Raw genomic sequence first — 21676 nt, 5'->3', positions numbered from 1 at the left:
CCGGCGGTGGTGGCGCCCGGCGGCCGGGGCGGCGGTGCTGGCGGCGGTGGTCCTGGTCGCCGTGGAGCTGTCGCTGCCCGGCCCGGCCGGTGCACCGCGGCCGGTGCCGACGGCCTGACCGCCCTGCCGCCCCGCCGTGCTCAGTGCCCGGCGGGGCGGCGGGTCGGCATCCGGCGTCAGCGGCCGCGCAGCTCGCGGTAGCGGTCCACCAGCGCGGCGGTGGAGCTGTCCAGCGCGTCCGCGCCCGCACCGGTGAGCAGCACCGGCTCGATCCGCTTGGCCAGCACCTTGCCGAGCTCGACGCCCCACTGGTCGAAGGAGTCGATGTTCCAGACCGCGCCCTGGACGAACACCTTGTGCTCGTAGAGGGCGACCAGCTGGCCGAGCACCGACGGGGTGAGGCCGGTGGCCAGCACGGTGGTGGTCGGGTGGTTGCCGCGGAAGGTCTTGTGCGGCACCAGTTCGGCGGGCACCCCTTCGGCGGCGACCTCCTCGGGGGTCTTGCCGAAGGCGAGCGCCTGGGTCTGGGCGAAGAAGTTGGCCATCAGCAGGTCGTGCTGGGCGACCAGGCCGGGCAGCAGGCCGGGGACGGGCGCGGCGAAGCCGATGAAGTCGGCGGGGATCAGCTTGGTGCCCTGGTGCAGCAACTGGTAGTAGGCGTGCTGGCCGTTGGTGCCGGGGGTGCCCCAGACCACCGGGCCGGTCTGCCAGCCGACCGGATTGCCGTCGCGGTCGACGGACTTGCCGTTGGACTCCATGTCCAGCTGCTGGAGGTAGGCGGTGAACTTGGACAGGTAGTGCGAGTACGGCAGCACGGCGTGCGACTGGGCGTCGAAGAAGGCGCCGTACCAGACCCCGAGCAGGCCCATCAGCAGCGGCACGTTCTGCTCCGGCGGGGCGGTGCGGAAGTGTTCGTCGACCAGGTGGAAGCCGTCCAGCATCTGCCGGAAGTTGTCCGGGCCGATCGCGACCATCAGCGAGAGGCCGATCGCCGAGTCGTAGGAGTAGCGGCCGCCGACCCAGTCCCAGAACTCGAACATGTTGGCCGGGTCGATGCCGAAGTCGGCGACGCCCTGGGCGTTGGTGGACAGCGCGACGAAGTGCCGGGCCACCGCCTCCTGGCCGGCGCCGAGTTCGGCGAGCAGCCAGCTCCTGGCGGAGACGGCGTTGGTGATGGTCTCGATGGTGGTGAAGGTCTTCGAGGCCACGATGAACAGGGTCTCGGCCGCGTCCAGGCCGTGCAGCGCCTCGTGCAGGTCGGCGCCGTCCACGTTGGAGACGAAGTGCAGGTCCAGGCCGCGGTCGGTGTAGGCGCGCAGCGCCTCGTAGGCCATCGCCGGGCCCAGGTCCGAGCCGCCGATGCCGATGTTGACGACGTGCCGGATCCGGCGGCCGGTGTGGCCGGTCCACTCGCCGCTGCGGATCCGGTCGGCGAAGGCGGCCATCTTGTCGAGGACGGCGTGCACGGCGGGCACCACGTTCTCGCCGTCCACCTCGACCACGGCCCCGCGGGGCGCGCGCAGCGCGGTGTGCAGGACGGCGCGGTGCTCGGTGATGTTGATCTTCTCGCCGCGGAACATGGCGTCCCTCAGCTCCGCCACCCCGGTGGCCGCGGCCAGCTCGCGCAGCAGCGCCAGCGTGCGGTCGGTGACCAGGTGCTTGGAGTAGTCGACCTGGAGGTCGCCGACGCTCAGCGTGTAGCGGCGGCCCCGGTCCGGGTCGGCGGCGAACAGCTCGCGCAGGTGCTGCTCACCGAGCTCCGCCCGGTGCTTCCCCAGCGCGGCCCACTGCGGTGTGCGGTCCAACGGGGTACGGCCGGTGGCGGGGTTCTCCGACATCGGTTTGCTCCTCGAGTCATCCGGTTTGCGGTTACCGGCAGGGCCCAGCGGAGGGTTGCGCGAGGTCCGGCGGTACAGCGGTGCGTGCGCCGACTCCGTTGACGGCCTTGCCCACGGCCAGCCTAAGGCCAGCCCGGCCCGTGGCCGCCACGGCCACGCGACGGCGGCCCACCGGGTGTCATCCGGGCCCGGCCGCGCGGCCGGTCACCCGCCGTCACTTGCGGTGCGAGCGCAGGTCGAGCTGGCGCAGCACCTGGTCGGCGACCTCGGGGTCGGCGCCGGGTTCGCCGCGGGCGGCCAGCACCTCGCGGCGGGAGGCGGCGATCATCTCCTGTTCGATGCCGTAGGCCTTGCGCCACAGCGAGATCCGGCGCTTGGCCTCGGCCGCCTCGCCGTCCTCGTACCGCTCGGGGTAGAGCCGGGTCAGCCGGTCGTGCTGGCGCTCCCGCAGCCGTTCGACCAGTTCGGACGGCAGCTGTTCCTCGTCCTCCAGTTCGTTGAGCCGCCGCAGTCCGGCTTTGGAGGCGCGCCACCACAGCTGTTTGGCGGCCTGTTCGTGGGCGTCGCCGCCGGTGTCCAGGCCGATCCGCCTGACCAGCCAGGGCAGGGTCAGGCCCTGGACGAGCAGGGTGAAGAAGACCACGCTGAACGCCACGAAGATCAGTTCGCTGCGGCCGGGGAAGGCGGTGCGGTCGTGCAGGGTGAGCGGGACGGCGAGGGCGAGGGCGACGGTGGCCACGCCCCGCATCCCCGACCACCACAGCACCACGGTCTCCCGCCAGCTGAGCGGGGTGTCCTCGTCGCTGCGGCTGACCCGCCGGGACAGCCAGGCGGCCGGCAGCAGCCAGACCAGCCGGACCAGCACCACGGTGGCGATCACCGCCGCGGCCTCCCCGAGCATGCCCCGCCAGCTGTCCTTGACGTCGGCGAGCACGGTGGACAGCTCCAGGCCGATCAGGCCGAACGCAACGCCGGTGATCAGCGTCTCGACGATCTCCCAGAAGGCGTTCCCGACCAGCCGGTAGGCGACGTCGTCGGCGTCCGCGGCCCGGTCGGCGAGGTACAGGGCGCAGACCACCACCGCCAGCACGCCGGAGCCGTGCCCCTCCTCGGCCAGGGTGTAGGCGGCGAACGGGACCAGCAGGTTGAGCGCGACCTGGAGGGTGGGGTCGTCCAGCAGCCCGGCGAGCTTGGCGTTGAGCCAGCCGAGGGCGATGCCGATCAGCACCGCGACCACCGCGGACAGCACGAAGCGGGCCAGCGCGTGCGGCACCGAGAGGTCGTGGCTGACCACGGCGTCGATGGCGAGCGAGTAGATCACGATCGCGGTGACGTCGTTGAACAGGCCCTCGCTCTCCAGGACGGCGACCAGCCGGCGGGGCAGTCCGACGGCGTTGGCCACCGCGACGGCGGCGACCGGGTCGGGGGGCGAGACCAGGGCGCCGAGGGCCACCGCGACGGCCAGCGGCACCGCGGGGACCAGCCAGTGGTACACCCCGGCGACGGCCGTGGTGGTGACCACCACCAGGGCGACCGCGAGCAGCAGGATGGACCGCAGGTTGGTGCGGAAGTAGTGGACGGAGGAGCGCCGGGCGACCGCGAAGATCAGCGGCGGCAGCACCAGCGGCAGGATCAGCTCCGGTTCGACCTTCACGTCGGGGATCTGCGGGACCAGGGCCATCACGATGCCCAGCAGTGTCATCAGCACCGGCTGCGGGATCCCGGAGCGCCGGGCGACCGGGACCGTCACCACCGCGGCGAGCAGCACCAGGAAGAGCAGCGACAGCTGGGCCACCGGGGTGCTCCCTCTCCTCGGCTCGGCCCGGGACCGGCTCCGGGCGCTCCGATCAGAGTAAAAGCGGCAAAGCGCACCGATCCCGCGGCTCGCCGGTCCGGCCCCGCCCGGCGGCCTGGAACCGATTGGGAGTTTCGGCCGCTGACCAGGTAATGTTCTCTCCGTCAGCAGGCGCCGCTAGCTCAGTTGGTTAGAGCAGCTGACTCTTAATCAGCGGGTCCGGGGTTCGAGTCCCTGGCGGCGCACCGACGGTCGAAGGCCCCCTTGCGAGAGCAAGGGGGCCTTCGGCGTTCCGGGGTCCTTCCCGGCCGGTCAGTCCGGCACCTGGTTCACACAGAGGATGTTGCCCTCGCTGTCCTTGAACCAGGCCGCACGCATCCCGTCGGCCTCGGCGACCCCGTCGACCGTCTTCAGGCCCGGCAGGTCGTACTCCTCGAAGACGATCCCCCGGCCGCGCAGGTCCGTCATCTCGGCGTCCAGATCGGCCACCTTCCAGCTGGCCAGGGTGTGGGCCGCCTGGCCCCCGCTCGGGGTGCGGTAGACGGCGAGCTGCGTACCACCGCACTCGAACGCGATGTCCTCCGTACCCTCCCGGGCGACCTTGAGACCCAGCGTGTCGCGGTAGAACCGCTTCGCCCGGTCGAGGTCCCCGGCAGGGATGACCGCCACCAGCGGCGCGTCCGCCAACATGGTCACCACCTCCTGTCTCCAGGCTAGGCCCGCGGTGACGGGGGCCGCATGCCGGTGGCGGCCCCCGACGGCGCCGCCCACGGCACCAGGGCGAGTGCCCGTCGGACGGTCTCGGCCGGGTCGGCGACCTCGTGCCCGAGCACCCTCAGGCGGTCCGCGATCTCCTTCAACGGCCGTTCGAACAGTCGGGCCGCGGACGCCAGGTGGTACAGCGGCACCGGCACGCCCTCGGCGAGGTACGGCGCCCGGCCGTCCAGTTCGGTGCTGAGCAGGACCAGATCGTCCCGGGTCGCCTCGTCGCCGACCGGCACCCGGGCATCGATCCCGAGGCGCCGTAGCCGGCGTGCCACCTCGGCCACGGGTACGCCCAGGTGCAGTGCTCCCCGCACCACGTGGCCGTACCCGACCGGGCTGCCGGGGGTCAGCCACGGCGCCCGCTGGTCCAGGTTTCGACTCAGCAGGTTGAGGTCACCGGGCCGGGTGCCCGCCGTCAGCGCCTCCCCGTGCCGGACGGTGAACCCGAGCTCCGTCAGCCGGCGGACCGCCTGCTCCGGCGCCATCCCGACGGCCTGTGCGGCCCGCAGCACCCGGCCCGTCGCGAGGGTGTCCCACGGCAAGGACTCGTCCTTCTCCTCGTCGTCCTGCGCATCACCGAGAACGGCCTTCCCGAGCAGCCGGAGGTCCCGCTCCGACTCCTTCCCGGCCGGCGGCTCGGATTCCAGGTCGAAGCCGAGGCCCACCAGGCCGGCCGCCACCGTCCGCACCGTACGGTCGGTACGCCACGCGGCCAAGGCCAGTCGCGCGAGCGGCACGGGCTGCCGGATGTCGAACCACGGCGCCTCTTCGTCGGCGTTGACGCTGATCAGCATCCGGTCGACGTCCGACCAGGTGAGGCCGGGCGGCACGGGGTCCGGCTCGAAGCCGTAGGCGGCCAGCCGTTCCCGCACGTACTCGGCCGGAGCCCCGACGGACGACGCCGCCAGCAGGACGTGGGTCGCCGACACGGGTTCGCCGGGAGCGAGCCAGGGCTCCTCGCCGTCGACGTCCCGGCTGAGGACGACCAGGTCGCCGTCGACCGGTTCGGGAAAGGCCGTCCCCACCACGAAGCCGTAGCCGCGGAGGCGGGCGGCCACGTCGTCGCAGGACAGCCCGGCTTCCCGGGCCGCCGTCACGATCCGGCCCGCCGGAACCGGGTCATCGTCATCGAGCCACGGCACCCTGCCGTTCCGGCCACGGCTGAGGATCAGCCGGTCCACCGGACCGATCAGGTCCGGCAGGGCATCCGCGAGGGGGACCGGGCAGCCGAAGCCGCGGAGCCTGCGGACGATCTCGTGCACACCCGTGCCCAGGTCGACGTGCATCTCCAGGATCCGCCCGATCGGCACCGGCCGCCCCACCTCCGGCCGGCCCATTTCCGGCCGGCCCCGGGCCCTGTCACGGTCCGGATCGAGGCCGAGCAGCTTGCGGTCCACCCGATCGGGCACCGGCCGGTCGGCGAAGAGGTCCGGTCCGAACCCGAGAACCCCGAGGGCGGACATCCGCGCAGCGACCTCCGCGGGCGGGCGGCCCAGATCATCGGCGAGGGTGAGGACCAGGCCGGGTTCGACCACGGAGTGCGGTTCCCTCCAGGTGCGGTCCGTTCCGAGCAGCCTCCCGTCGCTGGGCAGGGCCGGCAGCAGCGGGCCCAGGGCCTCCCGGTCGCCGATCTCCTCGGCCAGCTGCGGCCACTCGTCGAGCAGGTCGAGTGCGAGCAGGCGCCACAGCAGCAGGTGGTCGGGAATGCTGTTCAGCTTGATCCGCTCGACCCCCAGGCGCGTGGTCTCCAGCAGCGCGAGGTCCGACTGGAAGAAGCCGGCGGCCGACAGATCGAGCTTCCTCGGCCCCACCGCCAGCAGCCGTCGCCGCGAGACGGCCGCCTCGGTCACGATGTCCCCCAGCGCCGGACCGAGTGACCAGATCCACCGGTGGCCGAGCAAGCCGGATTCGACCACGTCGACGGCGGCTGCACGCAGCAGGAGTTCGACCCGGTCCGTCACGTCCTCCACGATGGTCTTCCGGTCCACCGACAGGGCCACCGGGTCCGGCCCGCAGAGGTTGACGAAGGCGCCGGCCGGCCGGCCATCGCCCAGCTCGATCCCCTCCGGGACCAGCCAGCTCGCCTCGGAGCCCGAGACGAGACCGCTGCGGACGGCCGGCGCCGCCCGTACGCCGTCGACCAGGAGCTCCATCCGGCCGGAGCGCCAGATCACCTGCCCCTGCGGGTGCCGCCGAGCGTGCACCAGCGGCTCGGACGCCTTCCGCCCGGCGCCCCCCGACGCGGCCCCGCGGCTCGCGCTCCGGGACGCCGGGTTGAGCGTCCACGGCGTCCACCGTGCCGTCAGCCCGCGGGTCAGGTCGACCGCGTGCAGCGTGAACTCGGAGACCTTGACCAGGTCCTGCAGCACGTCGACGCAGGACTCCGTGAGCTCGCCCTCCCTGAGGTAGAGCCGGACGACGGTGTGCGGCGTCGCCGCACAGCCGCTCGGGGACTCGATCCGGAACAGGTGCCCGGGGCCTGCGATGATCGCTTCCAGGGTCGGGCCCTGGCCGCGCAGGCGGTGCATCCGGCAGGTGGTCACCCGGATCTCGTCGGCCAGCATGAAGTAGCTCAGGACGCCGATCCCGAACCGGCTGTTCGGGAACATCCGGATGCCGTGCCGTTCCCAGTCGGCGGACTCCTGGACGAACTCGTCGGTCCCGGTGAAGCTGGAACCGGCCCGCGAGAACACACCGAGCAGTTGCTCCTCCCCCATGCCGACTCCGTTGTCACGGCACTCCAGGTAGGGGCGGCCGTCCTGGTCGACGTCCTGGAGGAAGGTGATCTCGCCCCGGTAGGAGTCGGGATGCACGTCGAGGCCTTGGGAACGCAGCTGGTACTCCACCCGGGCCCGCCGGTAGCGGCACGCGTCGAGGGCGTTCTGGTACATCTCGCGGATCGCCAGGGTCGGGCTGCCGTACAACCGGCTGCCCATCAGCAGCTCCCGGAGTTGCCGCTCGTCCACGGTGAACCTCGCCGTCCGGTCGCTGAACCGCGGGCTCCGGTCCTCGCCGCGGGCCGGCTGCACCTCGGCGGGGGACGCGTGGGTCGGCAGCCTGCGCAGTGGGGCGAGCGGGGGATGCCGGTCCGCCAGCCGGTGGACCACCCGCAGGAGGGCGTCGACCCGCTCCACCTGCTCGCGCAGGGCCGACAGGGTCGCCGGGTCGTCGCAGAGCGCCTCGAGCCGGCAGTCCTTCGGCGGGTCCTGCGGACCGTACCGGCGCCAGGTCGCGGACCCGACGGTGTCCCGCAGCCGGTCCAGGTCGACGGCGTGCGGGACGCCGAGGTGTTCCACGAGGACCATCGGCAGGTCCGACGGTTCCAGGGCCATCACCCGGGCAACGGCCAGCAGCAGCCCGATCAGACGCAGCCGGACCGTCCCCGGCCGGTGACCGCCGTACAGTTCGAGGTGTTCCTGGACGGCCAGGCCGAGGGCTTCGTCGTCGGCGAGCCGCCCCGGCCCCAGGCGCAGCGCGTGCAGCAGGCCGGCGACCCGGCGAGGTCTGAGGAGCTCCCGCAACGCGGGGTCGTCGTCGGCCCCGGCCGCGGTGAGGAGGTCGGCGACCGCCGCCTCGGGCAGATCGCGCTTCTCCGCCATCCACCGGTGGAAGAGCCACCAGCCGATCTCCCGCGCGGCCGGCTCCCGCCCCGGCAGCTCGCGTTGGCGCGCGCGGCGGACCAGCCAGGGGTACCCGAGCAGATAGCTGTGGAAGCCCCGGACCTCGCCGCTGCCGTCGGCGCTCGCGCCCAGGTCCTGCGGCCCGACGGCGGCGGCGGTCCGGACCGCGGAGGTGCTCCGGTACGCCTGGTCGAGCAGCGGGGTGAGGGTCAGCAACGCCGCCTCGGCGGGGGTGCAGTGCTCCGGCGCCATCCAGTTCAGCAGGGTGGTGACCCGGTCGAGGTGGCGGGCGGGCAGCCCCGGGTCCAGCCATGGGTCGTCCTGGCTGAACTGCCGGACGAGCTCCAGCCTGCGGGCGAACTCCGCTACCCGCGCGAGCAGTCGGCCGTCATCGCACTCAGGTGGGACCGGCGCCCAGACCGGGTGGCGGCGGATCAGCTCGGCCCAGTCCGGTCCGCCGCGGTCGGGCTCCGGCTCCCGGCGCGGCCGGGCCGCCCGGTGCTCCGCGTGCCAGCCGCGACGGACGTCGGGGGTGACGGGATCGCCCGCCCAGCGGAGGTAGAACTCGATGAGCGGCCAGATGTCGTCGAAGTCCGGCGGGACGTTCCTGCCGAACCATCCCGAGACCGTCTGCTTGGCCAGGTTCAGCTCGCGCAGGACCGGGGTGCGGCTGCCGTCGTGGCCCGCGGCCGTTCTCGCCGCCTTCGCCCTGCGCTCCAACTCCTTGAGCGAGCCGAACCAGTCGCCGCCGTCCATGCCGTCCGTCCCCCACCGCCGGTACCTCGGACGCGGTCCTTCGGACCCCGCCGTGACCGTGAGCCTAGCCGCCTCGGACGGTCCGGGGTCCGGGATCGCTGTCCTGGTCACCGGGTCCGGACCGAGGCTGGGCACGGCCCCACCGACCCGAGGAGACAACCGTGTTGACGTTCCTGAACCATCTGGCCGGCTGGCAGCGGGTGGCCCTGGTGGCGCTCGCGCTGCTGCCGCTGCTGCTCGTCTGCCTGGCCTGCGCGCCGGCGCTGCTGGTGCTGCCGTTCCGCCAGGACGGCACCGAGCGGGCCGACCGGCTGATCCGGACCCTGACGGGGTGGTTGCGGGCCGCGCTCAGCGGCAGCCGCGGCTGACCCGCGCCGCCGGCCTCCGGCGCCCCTCGCAGGGGCCGGAGGCCGGCGGTGCCTGTCGTCGGGGGGGTCAGCCGAAGTAGCTGTCGAAGTTCCGGGAGAACTCCTTGCCGCCGAACTGGTCCCAGTTGATCGACCAGGTCATCAGGCCGCGCAGGTTCGGCTGGACGCCGCTGCGGGGGACGTAGCTGCCGCAGTTGGCCGCCTTGGTCAGGCAGTCCAGCGCCTTGTCCACCTCGGCGGGGGCGAGGTAGCCGTTGCCCGCGTTGACGGTGGCCGGCATGCCGATCGCCACCTGGGAGGGGGCGAGTGCGGGGAACACGTTGGCGGTGTTGCCCGCCACCGGGAAGCCCTTGAGCAGCATGTCGGTCATCGCGACGTGGAAGTCGGCGCCGCCCATGGAGTGGTACTGGTCGTCCAGGCCCATGATCGAGCCGGAGTTGTAGTCCTGGACGTGCAGCAGGGTGAGGTCGCCCCGCATCGCGTAGATCACCGGCAGGTACGCGCCGGCCCGCGGGTCCTGGCCGCCCCACGGTCCCGAGCCGTAGTACTGGTAGCCGAGCTGGACGAAGAAGGTCTCCGGGGCCATGGTCAGCACGAAGTCGGGACCGTACTTGGCCTTCAGGGTCTTCAGCGCCGAGATCAGGTTGACGATCACCGGGGAGGTCGGGTTCTTGAAGTCGGTGTCGCCGGTGTTCAGTGACAGCGAGTGGCCTTCGAAGTCGATGTCGAGGCCGTTGAGGCCCCAGCGGTCGATGATCGCGGAGACCGAGGAGACGAAGGCGTCCCGGGCGGCCGTGGTGGTCAGCTGGACCTGGCCGTTCTGGCCGCCGATCGAGATCAGCACCTTCTTGCCCTGCGCCTGCTTGGCGGCGATGGCCGCCTTGAAGTCGGCGTCGGACTCGACCGAGGCGCACTCGCTGACCGGGCAGCGGTTGAACCGGATGTCACCGGAGGTGACCGAGGTCGGCTCGCCGAAGGACAGGTCGATCACGTCCCAGGAGGCCGGCACGTCGGCCATCCTGGTGTAGCCGGCGCCGTTGGCGAAGCTGGCGTGCAGGTAGCCGACCAGCGCGTGGGCGGGCAGCCCGCCGCCGGGCGGCGGGGTGGTGGGCGGCTGGCTGGTCGGCGGCTGGGACGTCGGCGGCTGGGACGTGGGCGGCTGGCTGGTCGGAGGCTGGGACGTCGGGGGCTGGGTGGTCGGCGGGTTGGTGGGAGCCCCCGGGCCGTCCAGTGAGACGTCGTCCGCGTAGTAGGTGCCCTGGCCGTACCAGCCGTGGGTGAAGACGGTCGCGCTGGTCTGCCCGGCCGCGGTGGTGAAGGAGACCGTGAGCTTCTGGTACGCCCCGCCGGTGCCCGGGGTCCAGGTGGAGGCGCCGCCGTTGACGCCCAGGTAGACGTACGCGCCGTTGACGTAGGCGCTGAGCGTGTACGTGGTGCTCGGCTGCACCGTGACGGTCTGGGTGCACTGGGCGTTGTCGCTCGCCGAGGCGGCGCCGGCCAGGGCGTGACTGCCGCTGTGGGACTGGCCGGTGACCACGCTGCCGGTGGCGCCGGTGCAGCTCCAGGGGCCGAGCGAGCCGGTCTCGAAGCCGCCGTTGACCAGGAACTCGCCGGCGCTGGCCGAGGGGGCCAGGCCGAAGCTGAGCGCGACCGCGCCGGCCGCGGCGACGGCCCAGGCGGTGCCGGCCGCGAGCGTGCGGCGGCCGCCGCGGCGCAGAGCTGTTCTTCGGGGAGTACGCATGTGGGGGATGCTCCTGCCTCAGGACATGGGGGTGCCCAAATGCCTTGTGGGGGAAGGCCGGACGCGCGACGGCGTCACCGGTTTGGACTAGACCACTGAAGCGAATCCGGCAGTCCCTGTCAATGGATCCCGGACCGGGCCGCGGCCACCGCCGCCCGCCCGAGTCAGTCGCTGGTCAGGGCGTGGTCAGCCGCCCGTGTTCGCATGTTGCCCACGTGGGGCCGGCAGGGACGACGGCCCAGAACCGACGGAGGCGGTCGCTTTGCCGAACTTCTCCCCGCGCGGAAACGGGTGCACGCGATGAGTGAATCCATAGCGACGATCGAACTGCTCCGGTCGCTGCCCCGGTCCGAGCGCCGGGAGGCCCTGGAATCCCTCGTGGTGACGGAATTCAAGGCCAGCCTGCTGATGGACGAGGACGAGTACCTGCCCACCGACGAGAGCTGGTTCCAGCTGGGCTTCACCTCGCTGCGCATCGTCGAGGTGAAGACCCGGCTGGAGGCGCAGCTGGGCATCGCGGTCAGCACCACCACCCTGTTCAACAGCCCGACGATCGACCAGCTGCTGGACCACCTGACGGGCGATCTGCTCGGCGACCTGTTCGACGAGCTGCCGGCCGGGTCCGGCTCCCTGTAGACGGGCGCGCCCGGCACCTCAGCGACCTGCCGCAGCACGGCGGCCGACCTTTGAAAGGGAAGAACGGGAATGTCGAACAAACCGGAGCAGAACGAGCCCATCGCGATAGTCGGTATCGGCCTGCGCTTCCCGGGTGGGAACGAGTCTCCCGAGGGGTTCGCCGAGTTCCTCGGCCAGGGCCGCTCCGGTATCCGCCCGGTGCCCGAGGACCGCTGGGACGTCCCGGCGTTCAAGCCCGCGGATGCCGAGGAGAAGGGGAAGGTCCACACCACCGGGGCCGGATTCCTCGACCAGATCGACCAGTTCGACGCCCAGTTCTTCAACATCTCCCCCAAGGAGGCGAACTTCGTCGACCCGCAGCAGCGGCTGCTGCTGGAGACCGCCTGGGAGGCGCTGGAGAACGCCAACATCGACCCGGGGACGCTGCGCCACAGCAACGGCGGCGTCTACATCGGCGCCAGCTCGATCGACTACGCGCTGGAGATGGAGGGCCTGCCGTACGAGGAGCTGGACGGCCACCTCGCGGCGGGCATCACGCTGTTCCCGCTGTCGGGACGGCTGTCGTACTTCCTCGGCCTGCGCGGTCCGAGCCTGAGCGTGGACACCGCCTGCGCCTCCTCGCTCACGGCGATGCACCTGGCAGTCGAGGGGCTGCGCAGCGGCGCGACCGACATCGCGCTCTCCGGTGCGGTCAACTGCCTGCACCACCCGCGGATCTTCGTGATGTTCTCGCAGGCCAACATGCTGGCCCCGGACGGGCGTTGCAAGACCTTCGACGAGTCGGCGGACGGCTACGTGCGTGCCGAGGGCTGCGCCGTGCTGGTGCTCAAGCGGCTCTCGGACGCGGAGCGGGACGGCGACCGGGTGCTCGCGCTGATCCGCGGCACCGCGATCGGCGAGGACGGCGAGAGCGCCGGGCTGACCGTGCCGAACGGCACCGCCCAGGAGATCGTGATCCGCTCCGCGCTGCGCAACGCGCACCTGGAGCCGGCCGACATCCAGTACGTCGAGGCACACGGCACCGGCACCCCGCTGGGCGACCCGATCGAGATGGGTGCGATCAGCGACGTGTTCGCGAAGTCGCACACCAAGGAGAACCCGGTCACGGTCGGCTCACTGAAGACCAACCTCGGGCACATGGAGCCGGTGGCCGGCATCGGCGGCGTGATCAAGACCGTGCTGCAGATGCGGACCGGCACCGTCTTCCCGCACCTGAACCTCTCCACCCCCTCCGGCCGGATCCCGTGGGACTCCATCCCGGTCACCGTGCCGACCGAGGCGCGGCCGTGGAAGGCCGAGACCCGCCGCGCGGTGGTGAACAGCTTCGGCTTCGCGGGTTCCATCGCGGCCGCCGTGCTGGAGGAGGCACCCGCGGTCGAGGACATCGCCCCGGCCGCCGCGCCCGAGGAGCACGAGGGCGGCCACGTCTTCACGCTCTCCGCCAAGACCAAGCGCTCCCTCCAGCTGCAGGTGGAGCGCTACCGGCGCTACCTGGAGCAGCACCCCGAGCTGGACGTCGCGGACCTCTGCTTCACCGCCAACACCGGCCGCAGCCACTTCGCCCAGCGGATCGCCGGCAACGTGGCCGACCGCGAGGAGCTGGCCGCGCTGCTGGCCAAGCACGCGGGCACCGAGCCGGCCGGCCCGCGCGGCGACATCCGCAAGGTGGCGTTCCTGTTCACCGGCCAGGGCTCGCAGTACGCGGGCATGGGCGCCGCGCTGTACCGGCAGTTCCCGCTGTTCGCGGAGCACGTCGACGAGTGCGACCGGCTGTTCGCGGGGCACCTGGGCCGCTCGGTCCGGGAGATCATGTTCGACCTGGACGGCCAGGGCGAGGCGCTCGGGCAGACCCTGTACGCGCAGCCGGCGCTGTTCACGCTGGAGTACGCGCTGGCGAAGCTGTGGATGTCCTGGGGTGTGAAGCCCAATGTGCTGATCGGGCACAGCATCGGCGAGGTGGTGGCGGCCGCGGTGGCCGGCCTGTTCGGCCTCGCCGACGCCGCCGCGCTGGTGTCGGCCCGGGCCTCGCTGATGCAGTCGGTGACGGCGCCCGGCGGGATGGCCGCGGTCTCCGCGCCGGTGGAGGAGGTGGCGCCGCTGCTGGAGCCGTACCCCGACCTGGCCGTGGCGGCCGTCAACTCGCCGCAGCAGACCGTGATCTCGGGCGGCTCCGAGTCGCTGGCCACCGTGGTGGCGCAGCTGACCGACGCCGGGCTGACGGTCAAGCAGCTGAAGGTCTCGCACGCCTTCCACTCGCCGCTGATGGCCGAGGTGTTCGATGATTTCCGGGCCGCCATCGCGCACGTGCGGTTCCGCGAGCCGTCGCTGACCCTGATCTCCAACCTGACCGGCAAGGTGGCCAGGTTCGCGGAGCTCAGCGACCCGGAGTACTGGATCCGGCACATCGGTGAGGCGGTCGAGTTCTCCGCCGGGATGAAGACGCTGGAGCGGCGCGGCAAGCACGCGATCGTCGAGATCGGGCCGTCCCCGGCGCTGACCGGTGCGGCCAAGCAGTCGGTCACCCCGCAGGACCACCTGTGGATCGGCGGGCTCAGCCCGAAGGAGACCGCCGGCCGGACCATCCGGGCCGCGATCGCCCAGTTCTACGCGGCCGGGCTGGCCTTCTCCTGGAGCGGCTACCACGCGGGCCGCCCGCACCGGCTGGTGTCGCTGCCCGGCTACGCCTTCGACCGCAAGTCGTACTGGCTGCCGAACCGGGCCAACCGGCACGGCCTGCGGGCCGCCGGGGTGGACGGCCGCACGGCGAGCCACCCGCTGCTCGGCAGCGAGACCACCACCCCGGAACAACTGGCCGACGGCATCCGGGAGTTCAGCAGCTCGGTGAGCCCGACCCAGCCGGCCTACCTGGGTGACCACGTGGCCATGGGCCAGGTCGTCTTCCCCGGCACCGGCTACCTGGAGATCGTGCTGGCGCTGCTGGACGCGGTGCACGGCCACACCCGCCGGCCGGTGCGCGACGTGGGCTTCCGCGAGGCGCTGTTCCTGGACGAGGAGCGGGCCACCCGGCTGCGCACCCGGCTGCGGACCGGGCCGGACGGCACCGGCTCGGTGGAGATCGTGTCGCTGGCCGAGACCCGGGACGCCCAGGGCGAGCCGGCCGTGATCGAGCGGCTGCACGCGGTCGCCGTGATCGGCGCCGAGGCCGAGGTGTCCGACGAGCTCACCGGGGCCGCGCAGGAGCTGCTGGCGCTGGCGGAGGCGGCCGAGCGGCCGGAGGACGTGCTGCGCGCCGAGGACGTGTACGCCGCGTACTCGGGCGCCGGGCTGGACTACGGCCCGGAGTTCCGGCTGATGCGCTCGGTGCACCGCTACCCCGGCGACCTGACCGTCGGCGACCTGGAGGGCCGCAGCGCCGGGGCGCTGGAGCACATGCCGCCGGCCCTGCTGGACGCGGCCATGCACAACATGGCGGCGCTGGCGGACGACGGCAACGACTACCTGCCGGTGCGCTTCGGCCGGTTCCGGCTGTTCCGCAAGCCGAAGGCGGACACCCTGCGCACCCTGCTGCGGGTGGTCCCGGCCGACACCGACGAGGTCGACCTGTCGGCCGACCTGCTGGCGCTCGACGGCGACCGGCCGGTGTTCGAGCTGAAGGGGCTCGGGCTGAAGCGGGTCGCCGAGACCTTCTCGGGCGCGCGCCGCAGCTTCTTCCACGAGATGCGCTGGGTGAAGCGCTCGCTCGCCGGGGCGAACAGCGTGGCCGGCCGGCACCTGCTGGTGGTCGGCCGGGACGCGGCCGAGTTCGAGGGCGCGCTGCCGCGCCTGGCCGAGCAGGGCGGGAGCCTGAGCTTCGCCGCCACCGCGGCCGAGGTCACCCGGGTGCTCGCCGGGCAGCAGGTCACCGACCTGGCCTGGTACTGGCAGCACGGCGACGGGGGCACCGGCGCCGAGGCGCTGCGGGCCGAGTCCGAGCTCAACTACCGGGCGCTGCTGGAGCTGCTGGCCGCCCTGGAGCAGGCCGGTTTCGGCCGCAACCAGCGGCTGTGGCTGGTCACCGAGCGCTCCCAGGTGCTGTACGGCGACGAGCCGGGCAGCGGGTCGCAGCTGGCCGCGTCCAGCCTGTGGGGCTTCGGCCACACCCTGCTGAACGAGTTCCCGGCGTACCGCACCACGCTGCTGGACCTGCCGGGCACCGGTGGCCACCTGCCGCTGCTGGACGAGCTGCACGCCCGGGAGACCGGCGAGTTCCAGGTGGCGTACCGGGAGGGCTTCCGGCACGTGCGCAGGCTGCTGGCGGTCGACCCGCGGGCCAGGCAGGACGCCAACTTCGGGCTGGCCATCAAGGAGTACGGCCAGTTCGGCGGGATCAAGCCGGTGCCGGCGGAGGAGATCGCGCCGGTCGGCGACCAGATCCAGGTCGAGGTCCACGCGGCCGGCCTGAACTTCAAGGACGTGCTGAACGCGCTCGGCATGCTGAAGGACTTCGGTGACCAGCCGCTCGGCTTCGAGTGCGCGGGAACCGTGCTGGCGGCGGGCCCCGAGGCGCGGTTCGCGGTCGGCGACGAGGTGATCCTCAACTACCTCGACCTGTTCAAGCGGCGGGTCACGGTGCCCTCGGCGGTCGCGGTCCGCAAGCCCGCCAACATCGACTTCACCGCCGCGGCGGGCCTGATCTCGGTGTACGTCACCGCCTACTACGCGCTGCACCACCTGGCCGGGATCAAGCAGGGCGACCGGGTGCTGGTGCACGCGGCGGCCGGCGGTGTCGGGCAGGCCGCGGCGCACCTGGCGCGCCTGGCCGGGGCGGAGGTCTTCGCCACCGCCAGCCCGCACAAGTGGCCGCTGCTGAAGGCCCAGGGCATCGAGCACGTGATGAACTCGCGCACCCTGGACTTCGCCGACGAGATCGAGCGGATCACCGGCGGCCGCGGCGTCGACATCGTGCTGAACAGCCTGAACAAGGACTACATCCCGGCCGGTATGCGGGCGCTGGGCACCGGCGGCCGGTTCATCGAGCTCGGCAAGGTCGGCGCCTGGACCCCCGAGCAGGTGGCCGCCGAGCGGCCCGACGTGACCTACCACAACTTCGACCTGAGCGAGCTGCCGCAGGACCAGCTGATCCCGCTCAACCAGGAGATCATGCGCACCGTGATCGCCCTGGTCGAGTCCGGCCAGCTGCCGCCGATCGTGGCGACCGCGTACACCCTGGACGAGGTCGAGGAGGCCTTCGGGGTGCTCAGCCGGGGCGCCAACGTCGGCAAGCTGGTGCTGGACTTCGCCGGCGAGCGGGCGCCCGCCGCCCGCGAGGTGGCGATCTCCCCGGACCGCACCTACCTGATCACCGGTGGTCTGGGCGCGCTCGGCCTGGTCACCGCGGAGAAGCTGGTCGACCTCGGGGCCCGGCACCTGGCCCTGGTCAGCCGCCGCCCCGAGCCGGTCGAGGACGTCAAGCACCTGTTCGACCGGCTGGCCGAGCGGGCCGAGGTGACCGTGCTGCAGGGCGACATCGCCGAGCCGGCCGACGTGGCCCGGATCATGGCGGCGCTGGCCGGCGGTGCCCACCCGGTGGCGGGCATCATCCACTCGGCCGGCACCGTGGACGACCGGCCGGTCCCCGCGCAGACCTGGGAGAGCCTCGACGAGGTCTTCCGGGCCAAGGTGTACGGCACCTGGCTGCTGCACGAGGCCGCGGCCGCCCTGCCCGACCTGGACTTCTTCGTCGGGTACTCGTCGGCGGCCTCGGTGGTCGGCGCGCCCGGCCAGTCCAACTACGCGGCGGCCAACTACTTCCTGGACACCCTGCTGCACTGGCGGGCCGGGCAGGGGCTGCCCGCACTGTCGGTCAACTGGGGGCCGTGGGCCGAGGTCGGCATGTCGGCCCGGCTGGACGACTCGCTGATCAAGAAGTGGGAGGACGAGGGGATCCGGCTGTTCACCCCGGCCAAGGGCACCCGGGCGCTGGCCTCGGTGCTCGGCCGGCCGGTCGCCCAGGTGGTGGCCGGTGAGGCGGACTGGGACCGGTTCACCGCGGCCAAGCCGGTCAGCGACGCGCTGTACGAGCTGCTGGTGAAGGCCGGCGCCGACTCGGCGCGGACCCTCGACCTGGACGCGCTGACCGCCCTGCCGAAGGCCGAACGGCTCGTCGTGATCGACGAGTTCGTCCGCTCCAAGGTGGCCGACGTGCTGCACTTCGAGGACGCCGACGCGATCGACTCGTACACCGAGTTCGTCCAGCTCGGGCTGGACTCGCTGGTGGCGGTCGAGCTGAAGAACTCGCTGGAGGCGGCCTTCCGGGTGCCGCTGCCGCCGTCGCTGGCCTTCGACCACCCGTCCGCCGGGCAGCTGAGCGAGTTCCTGGAGCAGCAGATCACCCCGGCGCCGGCCGCGGCCTGACGCCGGTCCGGTGGGGGCCGCAGCCAGCTGCGGCCCCCACCGGCCTGACCGAGATCGGACGGAGAGGACCATGGACCAAGCAGCACAGGCCACCATCGGCGCGCGGTCGGCCCGGCACGCCGCCGAGCGGCCCGAGCACCCCGCCGTCATCTGCGACGGCCGCGCACTCAGCTACGCCCAGCTGCACCGGGAGAGCAACCGCACCGCGCACGCGCTGCGCGCCGCCGGCCTCGGCCGCGGCGCCCGGATCGCCTATCTGGGCCGGGAGTCGGAGCACTACTACGACCTCGCGGTGGGCTGCGCCAAGGGCGGCGCGGTGCTGGTGCCGATCAACTGGCGGCTGACCGCCCGCGAGGTGGAGCACATCCTGGCCGACTCGGGCGCCGAACTACTCTTCGTGGAGCGGGAGTTCCTGCCGACGGTGGAGAAGGTCCGGCCCGCCTCGCTGAAGGCGCTGGTGGAGCTGGACACCGACCTCGACCGGGTCGGCGGCTTCCTGGCCTGGAAGGGCGCGGCGCCCGACACCGACCTGCCCGCCGAGGCGGTCACCGACGATGCGGTGCTGCAGATGTACACCAGCGGCACCAGCGGCCTGCCCAAGGGCGTGGTGCTGGCCCACCGCTCGTTCTTCACCTTCATCGAGTCGATGCGCCGGCACGGCACCGACTGGATCGACTGGCGCGCCGAGGACCGCACGCTGATCTGCTTCCCGGGCCTGCACTCGGCCGGGATGGCCTGGTTCATGCACACCCTGAACGTCGGCGGCACCAGCGTGATCATGCGGATGTTCAACGCCGAGGAGGCGGTCCGGCTGATCGAGCGCCACGCCATCACCACCACCTGGGCGGCGCCCGCGATGCTCGACATGATGCTCGCCGAGCGCGGCGTCACCCGGGAGACCTTCGCCTCGCTGCGCAAGGTGGTGTACGGCGGCGCGCCGATCTCCCCCGCGCTGCTGGCCCGCTCGATCGAGGGTTTCGGCTGCGACCTGGCCCAGATGTACGCGGCCGCCGAGACCGGCAGCGTGGTCACCTGTCTCGCCCCCGCGGACCACGTGCCGGGCAACCCCCGGCTGACCTCGGCCGGCCGTTCCTGCCCGGGCAACCGGGTGCGGATCGTCGACGACGAGGGCCGGGAGCTCCCGGCCGGGCGGATCGGCCAGGTCTGCGTCGACACCCCGGCCCACTTCGTGGAGTACTGGCGCCAGCCCGAGGCCACCGCGAAGGCGCTGGTGGACGGCTGGCTGCGGCTCGGCGACCTCGGCTACCTGGACGAGGACGGCTACCTGTTCCTGTGCGACCGGATCAGCGACACCATCATCGTCGCCGGGCAGAACATCTACCCCGTCGAGGTGGAGAACGCGGTCCGCGAGCACCCGGCGGTCGCCGACGTCGCCGTGATCGGCGTACCGGACCAGCGCTGGGGCGAGACCGTCCGGGCCTGCGTGGTCCGCGCCCCCGGGGAGCAGGTCAGCGGACGCGAGCTGATGCTCTTCCTGCGCGGCCGGCTGGCCGACTTCAAGATCCCGAGCAGCTACGACTTCCTGGACGTGCTGCCGCGCAACCCCACCGGCAAGGTGCTCCGCCGGGTCCTGCGGGACCAGCTGGCCGCACCGAGCCCGTCCTGAGGAGGCACATTCGATGGCGGAGCGCACCGCACCGGTCACCGGGCGCTGGTTCCAGGCGGAGTCCGACCCGGACGCGCCGACCCGGCTGTTCCTGTTCCACTACGCCGGCAGCGGCGCCTCGATCTACCGCGAGTGGCTGCCCATGCTGCCGGCCGACATCTCGGCCCAGTCGATCCAGCTGCCGGGCCGCCAGGACCGGCTCAAGGAGGAGCCGTTCACCGAGATCGAGCCGCTGATCGAGCAGCTGGCGGACGAGATCGAGGACGAGTTCGACGGCCGGCCGTTCGCGTTCTTCGGGCACTGCATGGGCGCCCTGCTCGGCTACCGGCTGGCCGAGGAGGTACGGCGCCGCGGCGGCCCCGCCCCGGTGCTGCTGGGCGCCTCCGCCTGGGCGCCGGTCGGTTTCCGCACTCCCCCGGTGGAGCAGCTGGAGGTGCCGGAGGAGGAGATCGTCGAGTGGGCGCGGGGCCTGGGCTCGCTGCCCGAGGAGATCCTCAAGGACCGCCAGACGCTCGACATGATGATGCCGACCATGCGGGCCGACCTGCTGGTCTGCGCCAGCTACCAGGACGACGGCGCCAAGGTGCCGTGCCCGATCGTCAGCTACAGCGCCACCCAGGACCCGCTGGTGGACTCCTCCGCGATGGCGTCCTGGGCGCCGCGCACCCCCGAGTACCTGGGCAACCGGGTCTTCCCCGGCGGGCACTTCTTCCTGCACCAGGAGACCCTCTCGATCACCGCCGACTTCGTCCGGCTGCTGCGCCGGCAGGTCAGCGACGCGGCCTGACCCCTTCCCCGAGCCCCGCCCCCTGAAAGGAGTACCGGAATGACCAACCCCAACGAGTTCGCCGACCGCTACGTCGCGCTGTGGAACGAGAGCGACCCGGATGCCCGCCGCAAGGCCGTCGAGGAGCTGTGGGCGCCCGAGGGCAGCTACTTCAACTTCCTCGCCGAGTCCAAGGGCCACGAGGCCATCGCCACCCAGATCGGGTACGCCCACGAGGCGTACAAGGTCGGCGGGTTCGCCTTCCGCTCCTCGGCCAACGCGGTCGGGCACCACTCCACCCTGCGCTTCAACTGGGTGATGGTGTCGGCCGAGACCGGCGCGCTGGAGGCGATCGGCTTCGACTTCGTCGTGCTCGACGAGCAGGGCAAGGTCACCGCCGACTACCAGTACATCGACACCCCGCCGTCGTACACCGTGCCGCCGCCGGCGGCCGCCTGAGCCCACCGAGGCCGGCCGGGGGTTGCAGCCCCGGCCGGCCTCGGTGCGTCCCCGCGCCGCTCCGCGGGCCCCGGTGTCAGCCGCGCAGCAGCGCGCCGGTGGCCGCGTCGGCCGGGAAGAAGGTCTCGATCGCGAGCTCGGCGACGGTGATGTCGAGCGGCATCCCGAAGGTCGCGATGGTGCAGAACAGCGCCAGCTCGGCGCCCCGGTACCCGATCCGCAGCGGCACCATCAGGTCGCCGCTGTCGGGCACCTCGGGCGTCTCGGGCTGCGGCCCCGGGTAGGGGTAGGCGCTGACCTCGCGGTACAGCTCGGTCAGCCGGGGTTCGGCGGTCAGCGTGACCCGGCGCTGCAGCCGGGTGAGCAGGTGGGCCCGCCACTCGGCGAAGTTGAGGATCCTCGGGGCCATGCCCTCGGGGTGCAGGGCGAGCCGCAGCGCGTTCATCGGCCCGCGCAGCAGGTGCGGGGCGGCGCCCTCGGTGAAGAGCGCGAAGCCGCTGTTGTGCTCGACGATGTTCCAGCCGCGGTCGACCACCAGGGCGGGCAGCGGGTCGTGGCCGGCCAGGATCTGCCGGAGGGTCTCACGCACCGGCGCCATCTCCTGCGCGTCCAGGGGCGAGTCGCCGTACGCCGGTGCGAAACCGGCCGCCAGCAGCAGGTGGTTCTGCTCCCGGTGCGGCAGTTCCAGCTGCTCGGCCAGGCGCAGCAGCATCTCCCGGCTGGGCGAGGACCGGCCGGTCTCCATGAAGCTGAGGTGCCGGGTGGAGATCTCGGCGCGGGTGGCGAGGACGAGCTGGCTCAGCCCCCGCTGTTCGCGCCAGTGGCGCATCAGCTCGCCGACCGGTCGCTGGTGGCGCTTGTCCGTGGCGGTGGGCACGTGGGTCACCTCTCAACCCTGCGGTATCCGGCCCCCGCGGCACAACTCGGCGGGCCGGCGGACCGTCAGGGGCG

General features: G+C 72.6%; 12 protein-coding genes and 1 tRNA gene. 7 read left to right on the top strand and 6 right to left on the bottom strand.

The genetic code is table 11. The features are described from left to right. Positions 1-176 precede the first annotated feature (176 nt). On the bottom strand, positions 177-1838 hold the full coding sequence (gene pgi, locus AA75_RS09830) for a glucose-6-phosphate isomerase (RefSeq protein WP_033819475.1): 1662 nt from the start codon (positions 1836-1838) through the stop codon (positions 177-179). A 214-nt stretch (positions 1839-2052) separates the two neighbouring features. Then, entirely contained in the window at positions 2053-3633 is a 1581-nt protein-coding gene (locus AA75_RS09825; RefSeq protein ID WP_033819474.1) for a Na+/H+ antiporter, read from the bottom strand. 171 nt (positions 3634-3804) lie between these two features. Here AA75_RS09825 and AA75_RS09820 point away from each other — a divergent pair. Next, a tRNA-Lys gene (locus tag AA75_RS09820) sits at positions 3805-3878 on the top strand. Between the two features lie 67 nt (positions 3879-3945). Here the strand turns inward: AA75_RS09820 and AA75_RS09815 are convergent. Both AA75_RS09815 and AA75_RS09810 read right to left on the bottom strand, forming a co-directional pair. Continuing rightward, a complete protein-coding gene (locus AA75_RS09815) occupies positions 3946-4323 on the bottom strand; it encodes a VOC family protein (RefSeq protein ID WP_033819479.1) in 378 nt (125 codons plus the stop codon). A gap of 23 nt (positions 4324-4346) precedes the next feature. Beyond that, positions 4347-8774: a hypothetical protein gene (locus tag AA75_RS09810; RefSeq protein WP_033819473.1), complete on the bottom strand. Its 4428-nt coding sequence runs from the start codon at positions 8772-8774 to the stop codon at positions 4347-4349. Positions 8775-8935: 161 nt separating this feature from the next. On the opposite strand from AA75_RS09810, the gene AA75_RS47225 reads away from it, so the two are divergent. Continuing rightward, on the top strand, positions 8936-9142 hold the full coding sequence (locus AA75_RS47225; protein WP_033819472.1) for a hypothetical protein: 207 nt from the start codon (positions 8936-8938) through the stop codon (positions 9140-9142). Positions 9143-9209: 67 nt separating this feature from the next. On the opposite strand, the gene AA75_RS09800 is transcribed toward AA75_RS47225, so the two are convergent. Then, positions 9210-10883 (bottom strand): chitinase, encoded by a 1674-nt coding sequence (locus tag AA75_RS09800; RefSeq protein WP_051812069.1) that lies wholly within the window; start codon positions 10881-10883, stop codon positions 9210-9212. A gap of 300 nt (positions 10884-11183) precedes the next feature. Here AA75_RS09800 and AA75_RS09795 point away from each other — a divergent pair, with 300 nt between their 5' ends. From AA75_RS09795 to AA75_RS09775, 5 genes are all read left to right on the top strand, one after another. Next, entirely contained in the window at positions 11184-11519 is a 336-nt protein-coding gene (locus AA75_RS09795; RefSeq protein ID WP_033819471.1) for an acyl carrier protein, read from the top strand. 69 nt (positions 11520-11588) lie between these two features. Next, positions 11589-17873, top strand: a complete 6285-nt coding sequence (locus AA75_RS09790) for a type I polyketide synthase (RefSeq protein ID WP_033819470.1) — start codon at positions 11589-11591, stop codon at positions 17871-17873. Between the two features lie 70 nt (positions 17874-17943). Further along, positions 17944-19500 carry a long-chain-fatty-acid--CoA ligase gene (locus tag AA75_RS09785; protein WP_033819469.1) on the top strand — a complete coding sequence of 519 codons (1557 nt, stop codon included), beginning with the start codon at positions 17944-17946 and terminating at the stop codon, positions 19498-19500. A gap of 13 nt (positions 19501-19513) precedes the next feature. Further along, positions 19514-20287 (top strand): thioesterase II family protein, encoded by a 774-nt coding sequence (locus AA75_RS09780; RefSeq protein WP_033819468.1) that lies wholly within the window; start codon positions 19514-19516, stop codon positions 20285-20287. A gap of 39 nt (positions 20288-20326) precedes the next feature. Then, positions 20327-20725 carry a nuclear transport factor 2 family protein gene (locus AA75_RS09775; protein WP_033819467.1) on the top strand — a complete coding sequence of 133 codons (399 nt, stop codon included), beginning with the start codon at positions 20327-20329 and terminating at the stop codon, positions 20723-20725. A gap of 76 nt (positions 20726-20801) precedes the next feature. Here AA75_RS09775 and AA75_RS09770 read toward each other — a convergent pair whose 3' ends face one another. Further along, positions 20802-21602, bottom strand: a complete 801-nt coding sequence (locus AA75_RS09770; RefSeq protein WP_033819466.1) for a helix-turn-helix domain-containing protein — start codon at positions 21600-21602, stop codon at positions 20802-20804. Between the last annotated feature and the right edge of the window lie 74 nt (positions 21603-21676).

Origin of the sequence: Kitasatospora sp. MBT63 (genome assembly GCF_000710465.2) — a bacterium.
GTDB lineage: Bacteria > Actinomycetota > Actinomycetes > Streptomycetales > Streptomycetaceae > Kitasatospora.
The sequence above is the reverse complement of the archived record's forward strand: the minus strand, read 5'-3'. Positions and strand labels throughout refer to the sequence as shown.